This is a genomic window from Massilia antarctica (assembly GCF_015689335.1).
GTDB lineage: Bacteria > Pseudomonadota > Gammaproteobacteria > Burkholderiales > Burkholderiaceae_D > Telluria_A > Telluria_A antarctica.
The window spans coordinates 4557690-4579090 of the sequence record NZ_CP065053.1; the positions used below are offsets into that span (position 1 = coordinate 4557690).

The 21401-nt window shown below is 65.7% G+C and carries 16 protein-coding genes; 15 read left to right on the top strand and 1 reads right to left on the bottom strand.

Annotated elements, in window-relative coordinates; genetic code table 11:
• Nucleotides 1-3: 3 nt before the first annotated feature.
• From IV454_RS20310 to IV454_RS20365, 12 genes are read left to right on the top strand one after another with little or no spacing between them, the layout of a single operon-like run.
• A complete protein-coding gene (locus IV454_RS20310) occupies nucleotides 4-342 on the top strand; it encodes a (2Fe-2S) ferredoxin domain-containing protein (RefSeq protein WP_206087554.1) in 339 nt (112 codons plus the stop codon).
• Nucleotides 329-4399: a cobaltochelatase subunit CobN gene (locus tag IV454_RS20315; RefSeq protein ID WP_206087555.1), complete on the top strand. Its 4071-nt coding sequence runs from the start codon at nucleotides 329-331 to the stop codon at nucleotides 4397-4399. The genes IV454_RS20310 and IV454_RS20315 overlap by 14 nt, the downstream gene beginning before the upstream one ends.
• A 1-nt stretch (nucleotide 4400) precedes the next feature.
• The gene (locus IV454_RS20320; RefSeq protein WP_206087556.1) at nucleotides 4401-6293 is read left to right on the top strand and encodes a magnesium chelatase subunit D family protein; all 1893 of its coding nucleotides are present in this window, start codon (nucleotides 4401-4403) and stop codon (nucleotides 6291-6293) included.
• 28 nt (nucleotides 6294-6321) lie between these two features.
• Entirely contained in the window at nucleotides 6322-7026 is a 705-nt protein-coding gene (locus IV454_RS20325) for a cobalt-precorrin-7 (C(5))-methyltransferase (protein WP_054267508.1), read from the top strand.
• Nucleotides 7023-8609, top strand: coding sequence for a precorrin-8X methylmutase (locus IV454_RS20330; protein ID WP_206087557.1), 1587 nt, complete (start codon nucleotides 7023-7025; stop codon nucleotides 8607-8609). Before IV454_RS20325 ends, IV454_RS20330 begins: the two co-directional genes overlap by 4 nt.
• Complete coding sequence (gene cbiD, locus IV454_RS20335; protein ID WP_206087558.1) at nucleotides 8596-9744, top strand: cobalt-precorrin-5B (C(1))-methyltransferase CbiD; 1149 nt, start codon at nucleotides 8596-8598, stop codon at nucleotides 9742-9744. Before IV454_RS20330 ends, cbiD begins: the two co-directional genes overlap by 14 nt.
• Nucleotides 9741-10466, top strand: coding sequence for a precorrin-2 C(20)-methyltransferase (gene cobI, locus IV454_RS20340; protein WP_206087559.1), 726 nt, complete (start codon nucleotides 9741-9743; stop codon nucleotides 10464-10466). The genes cbiD and cobI overlap by 4 nt, the downstream gene beginning before the upstream one ends.
• The gene (cobM, locus tag IV454_RS20345) at nucleotides 10467-11249 is read left to right on the top strand and encodes a precorrin-4 C(11)-methyltransferase (RefSeq protein ID WP_206087560.1); all 783 of its coding nucleotides are present in this window, start codon (nucleotides 10467-10469) and stop codon (nucleotides 11247-11249) included.
• Nucleotides 11246-12001 (top strand): cobalamin biosynthesis protein, encoded by a 756-nt coding sequence (locus IV454_RS20350; protein ID WP_206087561.1) that lies wholly within the window; start codon nucleotides 11246-11248, stop codon nucleotides 11999-12001. Before cobM ends, IV454_RS20350 begins: the two co-directional genes overlap by 4 nt.
• Nucleotides 12001-13554, top strand: a complete 1554-nt coding sequence (gene cobJ, locus IV454_RS20355) for a precorrin-3B C(17)-methyltransferase (protein WP_206087562.1) — start codon at nucleotides 12001-12003, stop codon at nucleotides 13552-13554. Before IV454_RS20350 ends, cobJ begins: the two co-directional genes overlap by 1 nt.
• Nucleotides 13551-14654 (top strand): CobW family GTP-binding protein, encoded by a 1104-nt coding sequence (locus IV454_RS20360; protein ID WP_206087563.1) that lies wholly within the window; start codon nucleotides 13551-13553, stop codon nucleotides 14652-14654. Before cobJ ends, IV454_RS20360 begins: the two co-directional genes overlap by 4 nt.
• A 45-nt stretch (nucleotides 14655-14699) precedes the next feature.
• The gene (locus IV454_RS20365) at nucleotides 14700-15272 is read left to right on the top strand and encodes a HupE/UreJ family protein (RefSeq protein ID WP_206087564.1); all 573 of its coding nucleotides are present in this window, start codon (nucleotides 14700-14702) and stop codon (nucleotides 15270-15272) included.
• Here IV454_RS20365 and IV454_RS20370 read toward each other — a convergent pair.
• Complete coding sequence (locus IV454_RS20370) at nucleotides 15269-15985, bottom strand: hypothetical protein (protein WP_206087565.1); 717 nt, start codon at nucleotides 15983-15985, stop codon at nucleotides 15269-15271. The two genes, IV454_RS20365 and IV454_RS20370, sit on opposite strands and share 4 nt — an antisense overlap.
• 601 nt (nucleotides 15986-16586) lie before the next feature.
• On the opposite strand from IV454_RS20370, the gene kaiC reads away from it, so the two are divergent.
• The 3 genes from kaiC to IV454_RS20385 are packed head-to-tail and all read left to right on the top strand — an operon-like array spanning nucleotide 16587 to nucleotide 21363.
• The gene (gene kaiC / locus IV454_RS20375) at nucleotides 16587-18332 is read left to right on the top strand and encodes a circadian clock protein KaiC (protein ID WP_206087566.1); all 1746 of its coding nucleotides are present in this window, start codon (nucleotides 16587-16589) and stop codon (nucleotides 18330-18332) included.
• 2 nt (nucleotides 18333-18334) lie between these two features.
• A complete protein-coding gene (locus tag IV454_RS20380) occupies nucleotides 18335-18622 on the top strand; it encodes a circadian clock KaiB family protein (protein WP_206087567.1) in 288 nt (95 codons plus the stop codon).
• Complete coding sequence (locus tag IV454_RS20385; protein ID WP_206087568.1) at nucleotides 18619-21363, top strand: EAL domain-containing protein; 2745 nt, start codon at nucleotides 18619-18621, stop codon at nucleotides 21361-21363. Before IV454_RS20380 ends, IV454_RS20385 begins: the two co-directional genes overlap by 4 nt.
• The last annotated feature ends 38 nt before the right edge of the window (nucleotides 21364-21401 follow it).

Genomic DNA, 21401 nt, shown 5'->3' on the forward strand with positions numbered 1-21401 from the left:
GCGATGCGTACCCATGACCGCCACGTGTTCATGTGCGTCGGCCCACGCTGCACCGAAAACGGCGTGCAGGCGCAGGCAGTGTTCGAGCACATGGGGCGCGTGATCGACGCGCATCCGGACCTGTGCGTCAAGCGCACCCGCACGCATTGCATGGTCGCGTGCCGCAATGAAGGACCGATCGTGGTGGTGTATCCGGAAGGCGTATGGTACCGGCGCGTGGACGAAGCGGCGGCCGGGCGCATCGTGGCCGAGCACCTTATCGACGGCGCGGAAGTGGCCGACCTGATTTTCCATCGCATCGGCGAAGGCGACACACTCGTGGCGGACAATGACATCATCTGATTTTCCTCAAGGCCCGGCGCACATCGCGCTGCTTACCCATGCATCGAACGACCTGACGGTCCTGCACCATGCCGTGGGCCAGTTGCCCCCGGAATTCGGCGCGGTGGCGGGCGTGAGCCTGCAGGCACTCGACGCTGACGGCGGCGCCACGGCGCTGTTCTCGCGCGAGGTTCAGGGCGCGCGCATCATCATTTTGCGCGTGCTGGGACGGCTCGGCAGCGTGCCCGGTTTTGCCGATCTGGTCAGCCACGCGCGCCGCCACGGCCAGCACCTGATTGCGATCAGCGGCACCGGCGAGCCCGATCCCGAACTGGCGGCGGTATCGACCGTCGCTCCCGACGTGCTGCAACAGACACTGAACTACTTCCATTGCGGCGGCAGCGGCAACCTGGCGCAGTTGCTGCGCTACCTGTCCGACCATCTGCTGCTGACCGGTTTTGGCTACGAGAGCGCGCTGCCGCTGCCGGAACACGGTATCTATCACCCCGACCTGGCGCAGGGCGCCGGTATCGACGACTGGCTGGCGCTGCGCAAACCCGGCGCGCCGAGTGCCGGCATCGTGTTCTACCGCGCCCACTGGATGAGCGGGAACACGCGCTTCATCGACGCGCTGCTGGACGCGCTGGAAAAGCGCGGCATGAACGTGCTGCCGGTGTTCACGTCCTCCTTGCGCAGCGGCGCTGGCGGTGACGGGGCACTGCCCGACGCGCTGCGCTATTTCAGCGACGCGCGCGGCGTGCATATCGATGTGCTGATCAACACCACCTCGTTCGCGATGGGCGAGATCACGCCCGGCGGCCCAACGCCGGCCGGCTGGTCGGTCGGCGTGCTGGAAACGTTGAACGTGCCGGTGCTGCAAGCGATCACCAGCGGCATGACCTTGCCGCAGTGGGAGCAGTCCGCGCGCGGCCTCAATCCGCTCGACACTGCCATGAACGTGGTGCTGCCCGAGTTCGACGGGCGTATCATCACCGCGCCGGTGTCGTTCAAGTCGCGCGCCGCCGGCTTGCAGGGCGACGCGGTCGAATACGAACCGGTGCCGGACCGGGTGGCGCGCGTGGCCGGTATCGCCGCGCGCTTCGCACGCCTCAAGCATGTACCGAACGCGGAAAAGCGCGTTGCCTTCATGTTCACCAATTCGAGCAGCAAGGCTTCGCAGATCGGCAATGCGGTGGGGCTCGATGCCCCGGCTTCGCTGATGCGCATCCTGGACGCCATGCGCGCCGCCGGCTACGACGTCGGCCAGCCCCCGGCCGACGGCACCACCCTGATTCACGATCTGGTCGCGCGCTGCTCGTACGACCAGATTTACGTGACCACGGAGCAGTTGCGCAACGCCGCCGGCCGCGTGCCCGCCGCGCAGTACGCGACGTGGTTCGCCGAACTCACGCCCGACATGCAGGAAAAAATGAGCACCCAGTGGGGCGCCGCGCCTGGCGAAGCATATGTGTGCGACGGCCACCTGGCGCTGGCCGGGATCGAATTGGGCAATTCCTTCGTCGCCTTGCAGCCGCCGCGCGGCTATGGCATGGACCCGGACGCGATCTATCACCAGAGCGACCTGCCGCCGACCCACCATTATTATGCGCTGTACCGCTGGCTGCGCGATGTCTGGCGCGCCGATGCCATCGTCCACGTCGGCAAGCACGGAACCATGGAATGGCTGCCCGGCAAAGGCGTCGGCCTGTCGCAGAACTGCTTCCCGGATGCCCTGCTGGGTGACCTGCCGCTGTTTTACCCGTTCATCATCAACGATCCGGGCGAGGGTTCGCAGGCCAAGCGCCGCGCGCATGCCGTGGTAGTGGACCATCTGACGCCGCCGATGACCACCGCCGACACCTACGGTGCGCTGGCGCAGCTGACGCAGCTGGTCGATGAGTATTATCAGGTCGAGGTACTGGACCCGGCCAAACTGCCGCTGCTGCAGCAGCAGATCTGGGAACTGGTCAAGCAGACCAACCTGAATGCCGACCTGCAGGCGCGCCTGCTGCACCACGATCACGACCATGACCACGATCATGGACACGGGCATCACCACCACCATGACCATGATCATGATCATCACCACGAAGAGGACGGTGAACTTCCCGCAGCACTGGCGTCGATGGGCGGCTCCGACGTGGCTCACCTGATCGAAGACCTGGACGGCTACCTGTGCGAACTGGGTTCGGCCCAGATCCGCGACGGCCTGCACATCCTCGGTGGCGGCCCTGACGCGCAGCAGATGCCGGCCATGCTGGTATCGCTCACGCGCCTGCCCAACCTCGATATTCCGGGTTTGCAGGCGGAAGTGTCAAAGCTGTTCGGCCTCACGATGGACCTGCTGCTCGACCAGAAGGGGCGCCGCATCAACGTGGTGCCCGTGCTCGCGCGCCTGGCCCGGTGCGCCGTGGTCACGCGGTCGGACGCGCTCGACGCCATCGACGCGCTGTGCCTGCGCCTGTTCACCGAACTGGCGGCGCGCGATTACAGGCCGGCCGCCATTGATGAAGTGCTCAACATCGTCTTTGCCGACATCGACGGCGAAGTCGCGGCCGCGCGGCTGCTCCAACCGGCCCAACGCGCAAAGGCCAGCATGCTGTCGCAGATGGGCAAGCCGCGCGCGGCGCCAGTGCGCCTGCCTGCCGCGCAGGCGGCTCCCGTCGCGCCGCCGTCGAACCGCTTCGATTCGCTGCGCAAGGTGCTCGGCTTCGCATGCAGCCAGCTGGTGCCGAACCTGGCGCGTGCGACCGACGAAATCGACAATCTGATCAATGGTCTGTCCGGCCAGTACGTGCCGGCCGGCCCGAGTGGTTCGCCCACGCGCGGCATGGCGCACATCCTGCCGACCGGCCGCAATTTCTACTCGGTTGACCCGCGCAGCGTGCCCTCGCAGTCGGCATGGCGGGTCGGCCTGCAACTGGCGCACGAGGTATTGACGCGGCACGAGCGCGAAACCGGCGCGTATCCCGAGAGCGTCGCAATCAGCATCTGGGGCACCAGCGCGATGCGCACCCACGGCGATGACGTGGCGCAGATCCTGGCCCTGCTCGGCGTGCGCCCGGTCTGGCGTGCCGAAAGCCGCCAGGTGAGCGGAGTGGAAGTGATTCCCCTCGAAGAACTCAAGCGCCCGCGCATTGACGTCACGACCCGCATCAGCGGCTTTTTCCGCGATGCGTTCCCGCAGCTGATCGACTTGATCGACGACGCCGTGAACACCGTGATCCAGCTCGACGAACCGCTGACGCACAATTTCGTGCGCAAGCACTATCTGGCCGAACTCGGAGGCTGGATCGAACAAGGCCTGAGCCAGGAAGAGGGCGCGCGGCGTGCCTCGTACCGCGTGTTCGGCGCCAAGCCTGGCAGCTACGGCGCCGGCATCCTGCCGCTGATCCAGCACAAGAACTGGGAAGGCGATGCCGATTTCGCCGAAGCCTACGTCAACTGGGGCGGCTACGCCTATGCGCGCGGCGAACAGGGCACCGACCAGCGCGACGCCTTCAAGGTGCGCCTGTCCGGCGTGCAGGTGGCCCTGCACAACCAGGACAACCGCGAACACGACATCTTCGACAGTGACGACTACCTGCAATTCCACGGCGGGATGATCGCCACCATCCGCGCACTGACCGGACAGCAGCCGCGCCACTACTTCGGCGACAGCCACGACCCGGCGCGGGCGCAAGTGCGCGACCTGAAAGAAGAAACCCTGCGCGTGTTCCGTTCGCGCGTGGTCAATCCCAAGTGGCTGGCCAGCATCCAGCGCCACGGCTACAAGGGCGGACTGGAACTGACGGCCACCGTCGACTATCTGTTCGGCTACGATGCCACGGCGCAGGTGATGGACGACTGGATGTATGAAGACGTAGCCCAGGCTTACGGCTTCGATGACGACATGCAGCGCTTCCTGGAAGAAGCCAACCCGTGGGCGCAGAATGCGATTGCCGAGCGCTTGCTGGAAGCAGCCAGCCGCGGCATGTGGGCCGAGCCGCGCCCGGAAACGCTGGCAAAGCTGCGCGAACTGTATCTCGATAGCGAAACCTTGCTCGAAGCACGCGGCGAAACGGCGCGTAATGGATAAGATGAACATCACGAATTTCCCGTTCTCGGCCATCGTCGGCCAGCCGCAGTTGCAGCGCGCGTTGATGCTGTGCGCGGTCGATCCAGGCATGGGCGGTGTGCTGATCCGCGGCGACAAGGGCACGGCTAAAAGCACGGCGGCGCGCGCGCTGGCCGACGTGCTGCCGCAGATCGACTCAGTGGCCGGCTGCGCCTACAACTGCAGCGCCGGCGCGGTATCCGAACACTGCGAGGCTTGCGCCACCGGCACGCCGCGACTGGCCCCCGTGCCTTTCGTGACCTTGCCACTGGGCGCGACCGAAGACCGGGTGATCGGCAGCGTCGACCTGGCGCGCGCTTTGCAGGGCGGCCAGCGTGTGTTCCAGCCGGGCCTCCTGGCGGCGGCGCATCGCGGCGTGCTGTATATCGATGAAGTCAACCTGCTGGCGGACCATCTGGTCGACGTGCTGCTCGACGTGGCGGCCATGGGCGTCAATTCAGTGCAACGCGAAGGGCTGTCAATCCGCCACCCCGCGCGTTTCACCCTGGTTGGGACGATGAACCTGGAAGAGGGCGACCTGCGCCCGCAACTGCTGGATCGCTTCGCCCTGATGGTCGAAGTGGCGGCGCCGCGCGACAAGAAAGTGCGCTCGGAAGTCGTGCGCCGGCGGATTGCCTTCGAGGCCGATCCGGCAGGTTTCAGCGCCGCGTGGGACGAACAGCAGCAGGCATTGCACCGCCAGTTGCTTGAGGCCCAGCGCCTGCTGCCGCAAGTGACACTGGACGACGCCATGCTCGATCTGATCAGCCATTTTTGCTGCGAGTTCGAGGTGGCCAGCCTTCGTGCCGACATCGTCATGCATAAAGCGTCGCGCGCGCTGGCGGCGCTCGATGGACGGCTGCAGGTGACGCCGGCCGATTTGCGCAGCGCGGCCGAACTGGTGCTGCCGCACCGGCGCCGCCGCAAGCCGTTCGAACAACCCGGCCTCGATCATGAGCGCCTTGACGAATTGATGCGCGAGGCCGCGCCGCCGCCACCGGCGCAGGACGACACCGGCGAATCGGAAGACGGCGAACAAACGCCGTCCGACGAGCAGGGTGAGGAACAGGTGTTCGCGGCTGCCGCCAGCGCCGCGGCGCCGCGCATCGTAGTCGAATCTACCGAAGGCCACAGCAGCGCGGGCCGCCGCAGCGTAGCGATGGGCGCGGCACGCGGAAGGATGGTGCGGGCCGTACCCGATGAGCAGCCGACCAGCGTCGCCATCGGCGCCACCTTGCTCAGTGCCGCGATGCGCGAGCCGGGCCACGTGCAGGTCACGCGGGCCGACCTGCATCAGCAGATCCGGGTCGGTAAGAGCGCGAACCTGATCCTGTTCGTGGTCGACGCATCGGGGTCGATGGCCGCGCAGCGCCGCATGGAAGCGGTCAAGGGCGCCGTGCTGGCCCTGCTGACCGATGCCTACCAGCGGCGCGATACGGTGGCCGTGATTTCCTTTCGTGGCCAGTCCGCGCACCTGCTGCTGGCGCCGACCGGCAGTGTCGACCGCGCCGAGCAGGGCTTGTCCGAACTGCCGACCGGCGGGCGCACGCCCTTGCCGCACGCGCTGCACCTGGCGCTGGAAACCCTGGAAAAGTCGGCCAATCGCGCTCCGGCGCTGATGGTGCTGCTCACCGACGGCAAGGCCAACGTGCCGCTGGCGGCCGATGGCGATGCCTGGCGCGAATCGCTCGACCTTGCGGGCAGGCTTGCGGAACGCGGCGTGCCGGCGCTGGTGCTCGATACCGAGAGCGGTTATCTGCGTCTTGGGCGCGCCGCGCAACTGGCGCAAACCCTGGGCGCCGAGTGCCTGACCCTGGAGCAGCTATCGGCCGACAACCTCGCGCTGACGATCCGCGCGCGCCTGGCACCAACCTGACAATACGCATATTTAGGAGCAGTTTTACATGATCATTTGCATAGGCGCGGGCCCCGGCGATGTCGGCTACCTGACCCAGCGCGGCGCGCAGCTCATTCGCGAGGCCGACGTGGTAGCCGGTTTCGACGCGGTGCTGAACGTGGTACAAAGCCTGATTCCGGCCGAGGCCCAGGTCATCGGCATGGCCTACCGCGACCAGGTCGCGCAGCTCGATGAAGTGGCTCGCTTGCACCACGCGGGCAAGCGCTGCGTGGTCGTCTTCATGGGCGACATCCATTTCAGCGGCTTCCAGTACCTGGAACGGGTCGAACGCGCCTGCGGCCACCCGGTCGAATCGCTGCCCGGCATTTCGTCGGCCCAGATCCTGGCCTCGCGCGCCAAGGTATGCTTCGACGAGACCACCTTCATCACCTTCCACCGCCGTGGCGACCTCGATCCCTTCAAGCGTCATCTGGTGCACGTGCTGCAGGACCAGCGCAACGCCATCGTGATTCCGTGTCCGTGGGATGCGGCGCGTTCGTTCATGCCGTGGCATATCGCGGCCTACCTGCTGGAAAACGGCATTTCGCCCGATCATCCGACCGAAGTGTGGGAAAACCTGACGCGCGGCGAAGCCGAATGGCATGGCAGCCTGCTGGAATGCGCCAGCCATACCTGTTCCGACATGAGCATCATGCTGATCCGCACGCTCGCGCCAATGGCCAGCCAGATCGAGGCGGCGCCCGTACCATGACCCAAAAAGAAAAACTCGGCATCGTCGTCGCGGGTCACGGCAGCCGTGACCCCGATGCCGTGCGCGAATTCGAAGCGCTGGTCGAACTGGTACGCGCGCGTGCGCCGGACGACGTCGTGACCCACGGTTACCTGGAGTTTTCCAGCCCCACCATCGCCGAAGCGGTACAGGCCAACCTTGCCGCAGGCACGCGCCAGGTGGCGGTGGTGCCCGGCGTGCTGCTGGCCGCGCGCCACGCCAAGAACGACATGCCCGCCGAAGTGCAGGCCATGGCGCGCGATTATCCGGACATCGATTTCCATTTCGGCGCGCCCATGAACCTGCATCCGCAGTTGCTGCAACTGGCGCAGGAACGCATCGTCGAAGCCGAGGCCACGTCGCCCCTGACGCTGCGCCGTTCGGACACCTGCCTGGTGCTGGTCGGGCGCGGCACCACAGACCCCGACGCCAATGGCGAAGTGTCCAAGCTGGCGCGCATGCTGGAAGAGGGCATGGGCTTCGGCGGCGTCTACGTATGCTATTCGGGCACGGCGACGCCGCTGGTGGCCGACGGTTTGCGCGCTGCCGCCCGCATGGGCTACCAGCGCCTGGTGGTCCTGCCTTTCTTCTTGTTCGACGGCGTGCTGGTCAAACGTATTTACGCCGCCGCCGACGACCTGCGCGAGCGCGAGCCGGGCCTGGAAGTACTCAAGGCCGGCTACTTCGGCGTGCATTCGCATGTGGCCGACGTGATCATCGAACGCGCGCGCGAGGCAGTGGCAGGGCGCGCCGCCATGAACTGCTCGCTGTGCAAATACAGGGTGCAGATCGTCGGCTTCGAGCAGCAGGTGGGCGAGCCGCAACGCGCGCATCACCTCGCGGTGCGCGGCTTGCTGGCGCCGGCGTCCGCTACGGCGTCCGCCACGGCGCCCGAAACGGCGGCCACGCCAAGCTATGCCCCGTACGAACCGCACCCGATTGAAGCGGAGAGCTTCCGCATCATCGCCGCGGGACGCGACTGGTCGGGCTTTCCGGCCTCTCACTTGACGGTGCTGCAACGGCTGGTGCACACCAGCGGCGACTTCGGCGCTGTCGACGATATGTACTTTTCGCCGGGCGCGGTGGAAAGCGGCATCCTTGCGCTGTTGCGCTGCAAGCGCGTGCTGACCGATGTGACCATGGTGCAGACGGGCCTGAAGCGCCAACTGCTCGAACAACTCGGCATCGATACCTGGTGCGGCGTGCATGACCGCGAAACGCACCTGATGTCGGCGGCGGAAGGCATCACGCGCTCGGCGGCGGGCGTGCGGCGCGGCTGGCAGAAGTTCGGCAACGACGTGGTGCTGGCCATCGGCGACGCGCCAACGGCGATTGCCGAAGCGGCGCGCCTGATCCGCGACCATGGCTGGCGCCCGCAACTGGTGATCGGCCTTCCGGTCGGCTTTGTCGGCACGCGCGAAACGAAGGACGAACTGCGGCGCTGCCTGCAAGTACCGCGTATTACCAACAGCGGCACGCGCGGCGGCTCGCCGTGGGCGGCAAGCGTGGTCAATGGCCTGATGATTGACGCGCTCAATCAGCTTGCAGGGTATGAAGCACGTTGAACGGGTCCAGTTCGATCTTGCGATCCCTGCGTTAAATGGGCTGCGGCGCGGCCGCACGACAGGCAGTTGCGCCACGGCGGCGGTCAAGGCGGCACTCGGGCTGCTGCTGCACGGCGCGCGCTGCGGCACGGTCAGGGTCAGCCTGCCGGATGGTGTGCATTATCTTGAGGTGCCGGTCCAGATAGTCGATTGGACCGATAGCGGCGCGGTGCGGGCCGAGGTATTGAAGGATGGCGGCGACGATCCGGACAACACGCACGGCGCCACCATCTTTGCCGAGGTACGGCGCAACAATGTGCGCGCGGTGCGTTTTTTCGCCGGACGCGGCGTGGGCACGGCGACCCGTCCCGGCCTGCGCGTGGCGGTGGGTGAGCCGGCGATCAACCCGGTGCCGCGCCAGATGATGCGGCGCGCGGTGGAAGAAGTGCTGGACGACGCGATGGCGGAGCCGCCCGACAGCGGTTTCGACCTGACCATCGGCTGCGAAAACGGGGAAGTCATCGCGCGCAAGACCTTCAATCCGCGCCTGGGCATCGTGGGCGGCATTTCGATACTCGGCACGTCGGGGATAGTCGAACCGATGTCGCTGTCGACCTGGATTGCGTCGGTCGAGGTGTATGTGCGGGTGGCGCTGGCGGCGAGTACGGAGAGCGTGGCTTACCTGCCCGGAAAGATCGGGCGCGAATTCGCCAGCGGCGTGTTGGCGCTGCCGGATGAACGCTCGGTGCAGATCGCGAACTTTCTCGGCGACGCGCTGGACTTTACCGAAAAGGCGCTGCGGGAGGAGAAGCGCAGCCTGGACGTGCTGTGGCTCGCCGGCCACCCCGGCAAGCTGGCCAAGGTGCTCGACGGGTTTTGGGATACGCATTCGAGCAAGAGCAACATGGCGATGGCCGGCGTGGCGCGCGTGGTCGCGCAGATGGGCGGCGACGCGCAATTGGTACATGACATAGAAAATGCAAACACAGTGGAAGCAGCAATGGAACGTTTAAAGAGTGAGCCCTTCGCGCAAGCGGTGTGGATCGAGATCGAGCGCCGCATCGGCATGCTCGCGCACGCGCGCGTGCCATCGGTGAAGCGCCTCGAAGTTCGCCTGTTCGACCTGGCCGGCAATCCGCTCGGGGTGGACGCATGAGCATCGGCACCCTCTGGGGCATCGGGGTAGGCCCCGGCCCGGCCGGCTACCTGCCGCTGGCGGCTCTGGACGCGTTGCGCCGCGCCGACCTGATCTACGCGCCGCGCGCGCGCGGGGCCGAGCTGTCGGTTGCACTCCAGTGCCTGGCCGGGATCGATATCGACCCTGCAAAGCTGCGCGAGATCGAATTCAACATGGACCCGGACCGTTCGGTCCTGAGCGAGCATTACGCGCAACTGGCCGACACGATCGCGCTGGAGCTGCGCGCAGGACGCGACGTGGCTTACCTGACCATTGGCGATTCGCTGACCTATTCCACCTACGGCTATGTGCTGGCGGCCCTGCGCGCGCGCATTCCGGATCTGCCGCAGCGCACCTTCCCGGGCATTACCAGCTACGCGGCCGCCGCATCGGCGCTGGCATGGCCGTTGGGGGAGGGCAAGGAGCGGGTGTTGATCCTGCCATGCCCCGAGACGGCGGAAGAACTGCGCAGCGACATTCTGACCCACGACATCGTGGTGCTGATGAAGGTCGGTGCACGCCTCGGCTGGGTGCTCGATCTGCTGCGCGAGATGGGCATTGCCGACCACTGCGCCTTTGCGCGCCGCATCGGCCTGCCCGGCGAATTGCTGGCGTCCGGCGTCGGCGACCTTGTCGCAAACGACGCGATGGGCTACCTGGCCACCTTGCTGGTGCGCCGTCAACCACGGCAGGAGAGATAAATGAAAGTGTACTTCGTTGGAGCGGGCCCCGGCGCCGCCGATTTGATCACCCTGCGCGGCGCGCGCCTGCTTGGCAGCGTCGACATGGTGCTGTATGCCGGTTCGCTGGTGCCGACCGAGATGCTGACGCACTGCCGGCCCAATGCCGAGATCATCGACACAGCCAAGCTCGATCTGGAGCAGCAGCAGGCTTGCTACATTCGCGCAAAGGAAATGGATATCGACGTCGTGCGCCTGCACTCGGGCGACCCGGCCATCTACGGCGCCACCGCCGAACAGATGCGCCGTCTCGATGCGCTGGGCATCACATATGAAGTGGTTCCGGGCGTGTCGTCGTTCACGGCGGCAGCGGCGGCCATCAGCGCCGAGCTGACCAAGCCGGAAGTGTCGCAGAGCGTGATTCTCACCCGCGTATCGGGACGCGCATCGGCCGTGCCGGAGCTCGAATCGATCGCGCGCCTGGCCGAACACCGCGCCACCATGTGCATCTTCCTGTCCGGCCCGCACCTGAAAAAAATCGTCGGCGACCTGTCGCTGCACTATCCGCAGGAAACGCCGGTGCGCCTGGTCTATCGCGCCACGTGGCCGGAACAGAAAATCTACCAGGGCACGCTCGGTACTGTGCTGGAAGATACCAAGCGCGGTGAGTGGAACCTGACCACCATGATGCTGGTCGGCGCGGCACTCGACAAGGATGTCGCGGTCGAATCGAGCCTGTATTCGAAGGACTTCACGCACCTGTTCAGGGTCGTCAAGAAGAACAAGGCGGAGGCCGCGTCGTGAACCCGGCGCCGGCCATCTGGCTGGTGCGCGCGCATGGCGAGGAGCTGGCGGCGGTGCTGCAAGCGGCGCTGGGAGCAGAGGTGTACCGGCCGTGGCTGCACGGAGGCGCCAGCCACAAGGCGCAGTTCGGCGAATGCTACCGCCGTCACGCCCAGTGGATCGTGATCGGCGCGACCGGCATCGCGGTGCGCTTTCTCGACGGCCTGGCCGTTGATAAGCACACCGACCCGGCGGTCGTGGTGCTGGACGAAGCGGGGCGCTTCGCCGTGTCGCTGCTGGCGGGGCATGAAGGCGGTGCCAATGCGCTGGCCTACAAGGTCGCCCGAACGGTCGGTGCGACGCCGGTAGTGACCACCGCGACCGAGGCCTTGAAGCCGCTGGTGGTCGGCATCGGCTGCCGCAAGGGCGTGTCGGCCGAACGGATCGAGGCGGCGCTGCGCCATGCGCTTGGCCACAGGAGTATTGAAGAAGTGCGCGAAATGGCGACCGTGGACCTGAAGGCGAACGAACCGGGCCTGCTGGAATTTTGCGGCCGCCATGGGCTGCCGCTGCGCGTGTTCGCGCGCGCCACCTTGGCGGCGCGCCCGTGGGTCAAGGTGCCGTCGGACTGGGTGCGCAGCAATGTGGGTCTGGATGGCGTGTGCGAACCGTGCGCGCTGGTAGCCAGTCCGCGCGGCGCGCTCGTGGTGCCAAAAACGTGCCTGGACGGCGTGGCCGTCGCGGTAGTTGAAGATAAATGGATGGAGATCTGATGAGTGGTGTATTGAATCTGGTGTCGGTCGGTCCCGGTTACGAGGACCTGATCGCACCGCGGGCGATTGCGGCGCTGAAGGACAGCGACGTGATAGTGGCGTACGAACTGTATTTGCGCTGGATCATGCCGCATGTCGAGGGCAAGGAAATCCACACGCCGCCGCTGACGCAGGAGCGCGAACGCGCCTTGCTGGCGATCGAAAAAGCCCGCAGCGGCGCGCGCGTGTCGCTCATTTCCAGCGGCGATATCGGCATCTACGCGATGGCGGCGCTGGCCTACGAAGAAATGAGCGAGACTGACACCTACCAGGTCAACGTGATCCCGGGGATCACCTCGGCCAACGCCTGCGCTTCGCTGCTTGGCTCCCCGCTGTCGCACGACTTTGCCACCCTCAGTTTGTCGGACCTGCTGTGCCCCTGGGAGTGGATCGAGCACCGCGCGCGCCATATTGCGCAGGCCGACCTGGCCTGCGTGATGTACAACGTGCAGAGCGCCAGCCGCCAGCAGGGCGTGTACCGCGTGCTGCAACTGATGCTCGAATCGAAGGCGCCGCATACCTTGTGCGGCGTGGTCAAGAACGCCTACCGCCCCGGGCAGGAGGTGAGCATCCACCGGCTTGACGAGCTGCCATCGCTGCAGTTCGACATGCTTACCACCATCGTGGTCGGCAACCGCTTCACCCAGCGCAAGCGCGGACAAATCTTTACTCCGCGCGGCTACAACGACTGGGACGCAAAGGCCGACAGCACCTTGCCGCAGCGCCAGGAACTGCCCGATGGCGGCGTGTGGGTGTTTTCCGGCACCAGCGACGGCAATGCGCTGGCGGCGAAGCTGGCCACGGGCCAGCCGCGCCCCGTGGTGGTGTCGGCGGCCACCGACCATGGCGGCGACGTGGCGATCAAGGCCTGTCCTGGCGCCACCGTGTGGGCCGGACGCCAGGGCATCGAGGCGCGGCGCCAGGCGCTGGCGGCCAGCGGCGCGAAGGTGCTGGTCGATGCCACCCATCCTTACGCGACCAGCATGTCGGAGCAGTTGATTGGCCTGTCGCGCGAACTTGGTATCCCTTACCTGCGCTACGAGCGGCCGAGCAGCTTCCGCGCCGACGCCGGCATTTTGTGCGTGTCGCCGCAGGACGCGGCCGAACGCGCCATCGCGCTGGGGCAGCGCATCTTCCTGTCCACCGGCTCGAAGGACCTGGCGGCTTTCCTGCATGCCGACGGCGCAAGCGACAAGCAGTGGTTCGCGCGCCTGACGGCGGAACCGGAATTCATCGACAGGGCGATCTCCCTTGGTGTGGCGCGCGAGCGCATCTGCGCCATGCAGGGGCCGTTTTCGAAAGACTTCAACATCGCCCTGTGGCGCGACTGGCAGATCGACTGCGTGGTGACCAAGGATTCGGGCGATGCCGGCGGCTACGCGGCCAAGGTGGAAGCGGCAAAGGCTCTCGGCATCCCGCTGCTGGTCATCCGGCGCCCGCTGGTCGATTACCCTGCCATGTGCGACAGCGCCGATGACCTGATCGCGCAACTGGCCGCACTGGACCCGGCATGAAGCAGCCGATTCCCGTCACCATCGTGACCGGCTTCCTGGGATCGGGTAAAACGACCCTGCTGCGCAGCCTGATCGAAAAACGCCAGAGCCGCCGCCTGGCGCTGTTGATCAACGAGTTCGGCGAGATCTCGATCGATGGCGCGCTGGTGCGCGGCGGGGCAGGCGTGGATGAGCAGGTGCGGGTCCACGATTTTCCGTACGGGCTGATCGCCTATGGCGACGACGAACTGTTCTTGCCGACCATGCAGGCCGTCGCTGCGCGCCGTGCCAACGTCGACCACGTGCTAATCGAAACGTCCGGCCTGGCGCTGCCGACGGCCATCATGGAGATGCTGCAAAGTCCCGCGCTGGCCGACGATTTCATCCTCGACGCGACCCTGGCGGTGGTCGATACGCCGCTGCTGCTGTCGGACCAGTTCGAGACCGGCACAAGTAGCGACGCGGCGGCCACGATATTTGGGCAGCAGCTGGAATTCGCGGACGTGGTCGTGCTTAACAAGATCGACGGGCTGGACGACGATTCGCTGCTGCTGGCCGAGACGCGGGTGCGCGAGCGCGCGCCCAAGGTGCGTTTCCTGGAGCTGGCGCACAAGGCGCAACTCGATATCCGCGTCGCGCTCGGCCTGCGCCTGCACCAGCCGACCCGCACCGACCACGCGCACACCTACACGCCGCTGGCTACCATGCCCGGCCCTGGTGCCGGGGTGCTGGCCGAGCAGGGGCGCCTGAACGGGCACGCGCATTCGGGGCTCGCCGCGCATTCGCACGGGTTGGCCACGCACAAGCATTTTCACGAACAGGATCCGGGCTGGCTGTCGTTTGTGCTGCGCAGCGATTCGCCGCAAAGCGCCGACAAGCTGCGCCACGCCTTGCAGGAAGCGGTGCGCCTGGAGCCGGTCTTGCGCAGCAAAGGCTTCATTCGCACCAGCGAAACCGGCCAGGCGGTGCTGGTGCAGGGCGTGCGTTCGCGCGTGATGATCAGCGTCGATTCGGTGCGGCCGGCGGCGCGCCGCTCCGAGCTGGTGATCATCGGTTATCACGCCAGCCGCACGAGGGTGGCGGCGGTACTGTCGGAACTGACCGGCACGCGTTGGCGATAGGCGCGCCGGGCCATTCATCTATTTTTTTCTATCTGGGAGCTTCACATGCAATCGAAATTCATCCGTACCCTGGCGCTGGCGCCCTTGTTTTACTGCGGCGCGGCGCTGGCCCATCCCGGCCATGACGGCGGCTTGCTGGCCGGCCTGGCACATCCGTTCTCGGGGCTGGACCACATGCTGGCCGCTGTCGCCGTGGGTATCTGGGCCGCGCAGCTGGGCGGGCGCGCACGCTGGATGCTGCCAATGAGCTTCATCGCCTTGCTCGCCACCGGCGGCATGATGGGGATGGCGGGCGTGGGCATCGCCGCGCTGGAAAGCGCGATCATCGCTTCGGTGCTGGTGCTGGGCCTGTCGATCGCCTTCAAGGTCAAGCCGATGCCGGCGGCCGGCGCATTGATGGTCGGCGCGTTTGCGCTTGTCCACGGTCTGGCGCACGGCGCCGAAATGCCGCATGCGGGCAGCGCCGGCATGTACTTCGTGGGTATTCTTATGTCGAGCGGCGCGCTGCTGGCCGGCGGCATGCTGGCCGGCGCGGCGCTGCGCCGGCAGCAGGCATGGCTGCGCGGCGCCGGCGCGCTGATCGCCCTCGGTGGCGCCTGGATCGGCGCCGCTTTTTAAGCCGGCGGCGGTTCCGCTGCGCTCATCCCCAGGGCCAGCGGGCCGCGCGCACACAGGGCAATGTCCCAGTGCTGCGTTTTCAAGGTTGGAAACAGGGCGGCGCCGGCCAGGACGAGGCGGCTGGCCGCTTTCCACAGCGGGACCGGAATGTCGGCATCCTTGCCGGCTCGGGTCCACGCGGCGCGCAGGATGTGCGGGCCGTGCACCGACATGGCCACGGTCACCCGCAGGCCGCCATGGAGGTGCGGCGCCGCCAGCTCCCGCAGCAGGTAGCCGCGCGCGCAGGGCAGCTCTAGCAAGTGCACCAGATCGGCCAGCGCAATCAGCGTGCCGTTGCCGAGCACCGCCGCGTCGCTGCTTCTCTCATAACTGATCGCTGAAAAGGTCTGCGCACCACCGTCGCCGCACACCGGCACGAACTGCAGGGGATAGACCGTCGTGTCGCCCAGGTAGCGGCGCGCGTCGGCTGCGCCGTGCAGCGATCGGACGCCGTCGAGCGCGCGGCCGGCGCAGTTGAACAGGGCGGCCACGCGCGGGCAGGGCAGGCTGTTCTCTTGCAGCGCGGTGTTGAACGCGATCCGGTCGGGCGCGCAGGCGCGCTGCGGCACTGGCACGCGCGCAGCCGGCACGGCGTTCATGACCCGCTGCATCAGGTCGTGCGCCTGCGTGAACACACTTTTGTGCGCGTCGATGGTGTCGCTGAGATAGGACATGGCATTCCCCTTGCTGTGCGGTCGCGATCTGTAGAAATGTGGAACCACAATATTTCTTTAGATCAAGGTAACGCGAACAATCTGCAAGGAGTATGAGCTAAGCCAAGGTTTGTTTTGCCAGTGCGAAAAACCCACACAGCACCATCCGTCAGCCACGAATGGGAATGTCGACGTGATTTGGCATTAACAAGGGATTTTGTTGTTTGTGTATGTTCACCGGCACTAAGTTACATTACCGGAGCACGCGCGAGATTATGTCGGTAATGATGCGGCCATTACCGGCGCCACTGCCGGATTTTCATGACGCTACAGCGTGCGCGCCGCGCGTGCGCCTTTAAAACCGCCTGTTGTGGTGGCGGTTGTACAAAATTCCGCATTTCAACGTCAGAGCAATTTTTCGAATTTTTTCATGCTATAGTTAATTGGCAATGTGACCCCGAACGCTGTCACGGCATTTCGCAAACACATCCTCTGGATTCCAGGCTTATTGGAACGAAATCAATTTGTTATTTGAATTGTTGACTTGATATCGCGGTGCCCTCACGTGCTGTTTGTCAGCAATGGGACTGAGATGCATTTCTCAAATGAGAGTGAGCCTGTCATGCTACAAGCGCCAGTGTCGATACCGCAGCCGGATGCCTCCAAGGCGCGCTCGGGAATTACCGGACTCGATGAGATGACCGGCGGCGGCCTGCCCCGCGGGCGCACGACCTTGCTGGCCGGCGGCCCCGGTTCCGGCAAGACGGTGGTGTCGCTGCAGTTCCTTGTGAACGGCGCCCGCCATTGTAAAGAGCCAGGCATCTTTGTTGCCTTCGAGGAATCGTCGCAACGCATCGCGGCCAACGCGCAAGGCTTTGGCTGGGGAATCGATGAATTGCAGAAAAACAATGAGCTTTACTTCCTCGATGCGCAGCCCGCGCCCGACCTGGTCCTGTCCGGCAATTTCGATTTAAGCGGCATGCTGGCGGTGCTCGACGGGCAGGTCAAGGCATTGAAGGCCAAACGGGTGGTCGTCGATGCGCTCGATATCGTGCTGGCGCTGCTGCCCGATCCCATGTCGAAGCGGCGCGAGATTTACCGTCTGCACGACTGGTTGCTGGCGAATGGCTTGACCGCCATTATCACGGCCAAGGCTGGCGGCGACGCGACCGGTGCGATGGTCGAGCAATCGCTCGGGTTCATGCAGTTCATGGTCGACTGTTCGATCCTGCTCAATCATGGCGTGGTACTTGGCGTATCCCAGCGCAATATCCGCATTCAGAAATACCGCGGCGCGGTGTTCGACGAGAATGAATCGCCTTTTTTGATCAGCAAGAATGGCTTCGAAGTTGCCGTCGCGCGTACCATGGGCCGGCTCGATGCGCTGGTCTCCAACGAACGGGTGTCGAGTGGCGTGGAGCGGCTCGATACCATGCTCGGCGGCGGCTATTACCGCGGCGCCAGCGTATTGATCACCGGTTTTCCCGGCACCGCCAAAACCACCCTGAGCGGCGCCTTCGCGGAGGCCGCCTGCCAGCGCGGCGAGCGCACGATGTTCGTCAGCTTCGATTCCGACGGTTCCGAAGTCGTGCGCAACCTCAATTCGGTGGGCATCCGGCTCGAACCTTACGTCAAGAGCGGCGTGCTGCGCATGATCTCGGCGCGCACCATCACTGGCAGCGCCGAAACCTATCTGGGGCGCATCAAGGCGCTGGCCGAGGAACACCAGACGCGCTGCCTGGTCATCGATCCCGTCTCGACCCTGTCGAAGTCGGGTAACGAGCTGACCGCGCACAATGTCGCCGAGCGCCTGATCGACTGGTGCAAGGGGGCCGGCACCACCTTAGTGTGCTCCAGCCTGCTCGACGAAATGGCGAGCCAGAGCGAGGGCGGCTCGCCGCTCCAGATATCGACCCTGGCCGATACCTGGATTCACCTGAACTACCTGGTCCAGGGCGGCGAGCGCAATCGCGGCATGTCGATCATCAAGTCGCGCGGCACGTCCCACTCGAACCAGGTGCGCGAACTGATCCTGAGCGACAAGGGCGTTACCCTGGCCGACACCTATACCGCCGGCGGCGAAGTCTTGATGGGCACGATGCGCTGGGAAAAGGAGAGCGCGGAACGGGTGGCCGCCGAAGTGGCCGAAGCGGCCGCCAGGCTCAAGAAAGTCCGGCTCGACGCCGAGGAGGCCGAGCTGGAGGTGCGGGTCAAGTCCCTGCAGTCCGAACTGATCGCCAAGCAGGCCGAGAAGGCCTTGCTCGCCAGCACGACCGAGGGCCGGGCCCGCGAACTGACGCGCGGGCGCAGCGAGATGGCCGAACTGCGCGGGGCCGATGCCGCGCAGCCCCCATCCGGTGCCGCGTGAGCATGCGTACGCCCACGTACATCTTCCGCCTCTATGTGGCGGGCGACGCCCAGAATTCGGTGCTGGCGCGGGCCAACCTGCGCGCCCTGTGCGAAACTTACCTGCCCGAGCAGCACCAGATCGAGGTGCTCGACGTGTTTCGGGAACCGACGCGGGCGCTGGAGGATGCCATTTTCATGACCCCGACCCTGATCAAGCTCGCGCCGTCCAGCGTGCGTCGCATCGTCGGCACGCTCAGCCAGACCGAGTCGGTCTTGCTGGCCCTCGGGCTGGACGATTGCCTGCCATGAACAGTGCCCTGGAAACCGAGCTGCGCTACGCCGAGGTGAGCGTCCTGATCGCCGCGCTGCACGCCAACGTGGCGCGCCTGGAGGAATTGACGGGCGGCGAACTCGATACCATCACCGACCACCAGGGCCAGCCGTTCCTGCTGCGCCGCGCACAGGCGCAACTGCGCCTGAACGATGCCAGCCGGCTCGATGCGATCCTCAATTCGCTGCCGGCCTGTATTGCGATCCTCGACGCCGATGGCGCCATCATGTCGGTCAACCAGGCGTGGGCGGCGTATGACACACCGCTGGCCCTGGCCGCCGCCGGTCCGGGCCATGCGATCGGCACCAACGTCCTTGTGCAATGCGCGCTGGCCGGCGGCGACGGCGCCGCCCAGGCGCGCCAAGTGGCGCACGGGATCGGCCAGGTGCTGTGCGGCGCCAGCCATCACTGGTCCTTCGAACTGGCCTGCCGGCCGGGAGGGCTGCCATCATGGCTGCTGCTCACCGTCACGCCCCTGGCCGACAAGAATCTGCATGGCGTGGTCGTGATGTACATGGATATCAGCGAGCGCAAACGGGGCGAGGATGAGCTGCGCCGCTTTCGCACGGCGATGGATTGCACCGATGATGCGATTTTCCTGGTCAATTGCAGCACCACGCGCTTTGTCGAACTGAACGCCGCAGCCAGCACGATGCTCGGCTATTCGCGCGAGGAATTGCTGGGCATGGGACCGCGCGATGTCAGCGCCGAGTCGACCTGGTCCGAGATGGCGGCACTGTACCAGCGTCTCATGGCCAACAGCGGCACCAGCGTGTCGCACGAGATGGCGCTGATCCGCAAGGATGGCTCGCAGGTGCAGGTCGAGTTTCACCGGCAGGCCTTGCAGTCGGGACCGGACTGGATCATCGTGGCCGTGGTGCGCGATATCAGCGAGCGCAAGGAGGCGGCCTTGCGCCTGCAGTACCAGGCCCATCACGACGGACTGACCGGCTTGCCGAACCGCACGCTGTTCTACGATAGCCTGACCCGCACCTTGCACCAGGCCTCCCAGCATGGCTGGATGGTGGCGGTGCTGTTTATCGATCTCGACAACTTCAAGACCGTCAACGATACCCTCGGCCACGGGGTGGGCGACGACCTGCTGGTCCAGTTCGCCAGTCGCCTGCTTGGATGCGTGCGCGCGCGCGACACGGTCGGGCGCCTGGGCGGCGACGAATTCGGCGTGATCCTGGTGATGCAGGATGAACAAAACGATGCCGCCGGCGTGGCCGGCAAGATCCGCGACGTGCTGCGCGCCCCCTTCGTGCTGGGCCAGCACGAACTGAACGTGACGGCCAGTATCGGCATTACCATGCACCCGCTCGACGCCTCCCTGCCCGACGAACTGATCAAGTACGCCGATACCGCGATGTACCGCGCCAAGCAGGCCGGACGCGATACCTTCCGCTTTTTCACGGCCCAGATGAATGTCGAGGTGCTGGCCCGGCTCGACCTCGAGAAAGCCTTGCGCAGGGCGTTCGAGAATGGCGAATTCGTCCTGCATTATCAGCCCAAGGTCGCGCTCGACAGCGCTTGCGTGGCCGGCCTGGAAGCCTTGCTGCGCTGGGAGCGGCCCGGCTATGGCCTGGTCGCGCCGAATGTGTTCATCGGCTCGCTCGAAGAAACCGGGCTCATCTTGAAGGTGGGCAGCTGGGTCATCGACCAGGCTTGCCGCCAGATCGGTCAATGGCTGCGCTCCTCCATCGGGGCGTTGCAAGTGTCGGTCAATGTGGCGGGGCGCCAGCTGGCCGAGGGCGACGTCGATGGCGATGTCATCGCCGCGCTCGAACGCCACGGGGTGCCGCCCGAGCTGCTGGAACTGGAATTGACGGAAAGTTCCCTGATGGTCAACACGGAACGCACGATCAAGACGCTCAAGGATTTGAAAGGGCGCGGGGTGCAGGTGTCGATCGATGACTTCGGCACCGGGTATTCGAGCCTGGCCTACCTGCGCCGCTTCCCCATCGATAAACTGAAAATTGACATCGCCTTTATCCGCGAAGTGACCAGCAATCCGGATGATGCCGCCATCGTGCAGGCGATCCTGGGCATGGCCCGCAGCCTGAAACTGCAGGTCGTCGCCGAAGGCGTCGAGACGGCCGCCCAGCTGGCCTTTTTGAAACGCAACCGCTGCGACCAGGTGCAGGGCTATTTCTTCAGCCGGCCGCTGGCGCTGCCGGAACTGGAGGCGCTGCTGCGCGAGGACCGCCAGATGCAGCTGCCCGCGCCGGCCACGCCGTCCTACCGCAAGACCTTGCTACTGGTCGACGACGACAGTCACGTGCTCTCCTCCTTGCGGCGCCTGCTGCGCGACGACGGCTACCATATCCTGTGCGCGGGCTCGGCCGCCGAAGGGTTCGACTTGCTGGCGCAGCACTGCGTGCAAGTGATTATCTGCGACCAGCGCATGCCGGACATGAGCGGAACGGAATTCTTCGACCGGGTCAAGGAAATGTACCCGGACAGCTTTCGGATCGTGCTGTCCGGTTATACCGACCTGGACTCCATCATGAAGGCCGTGAACAAGGGGGCGATTTACCGTTTTTATACCAAGCCATGGGATAACGCGGTATTGCGCGCGGACTTGCGCGAGGCATTTCGGCACTATGGCCTCTTGCATAATATTCAAGCGGACGACGACCAGTGCGACTTCCCGACAGCTGGCCCGCTGCCGGAGGCTGCCGCCCAGCTGTCGGGAGCGGAGAGCCCTCCGGGGTGAACGGCGGCCCGCGTGCGTCCGCCATACAAGCATGGACG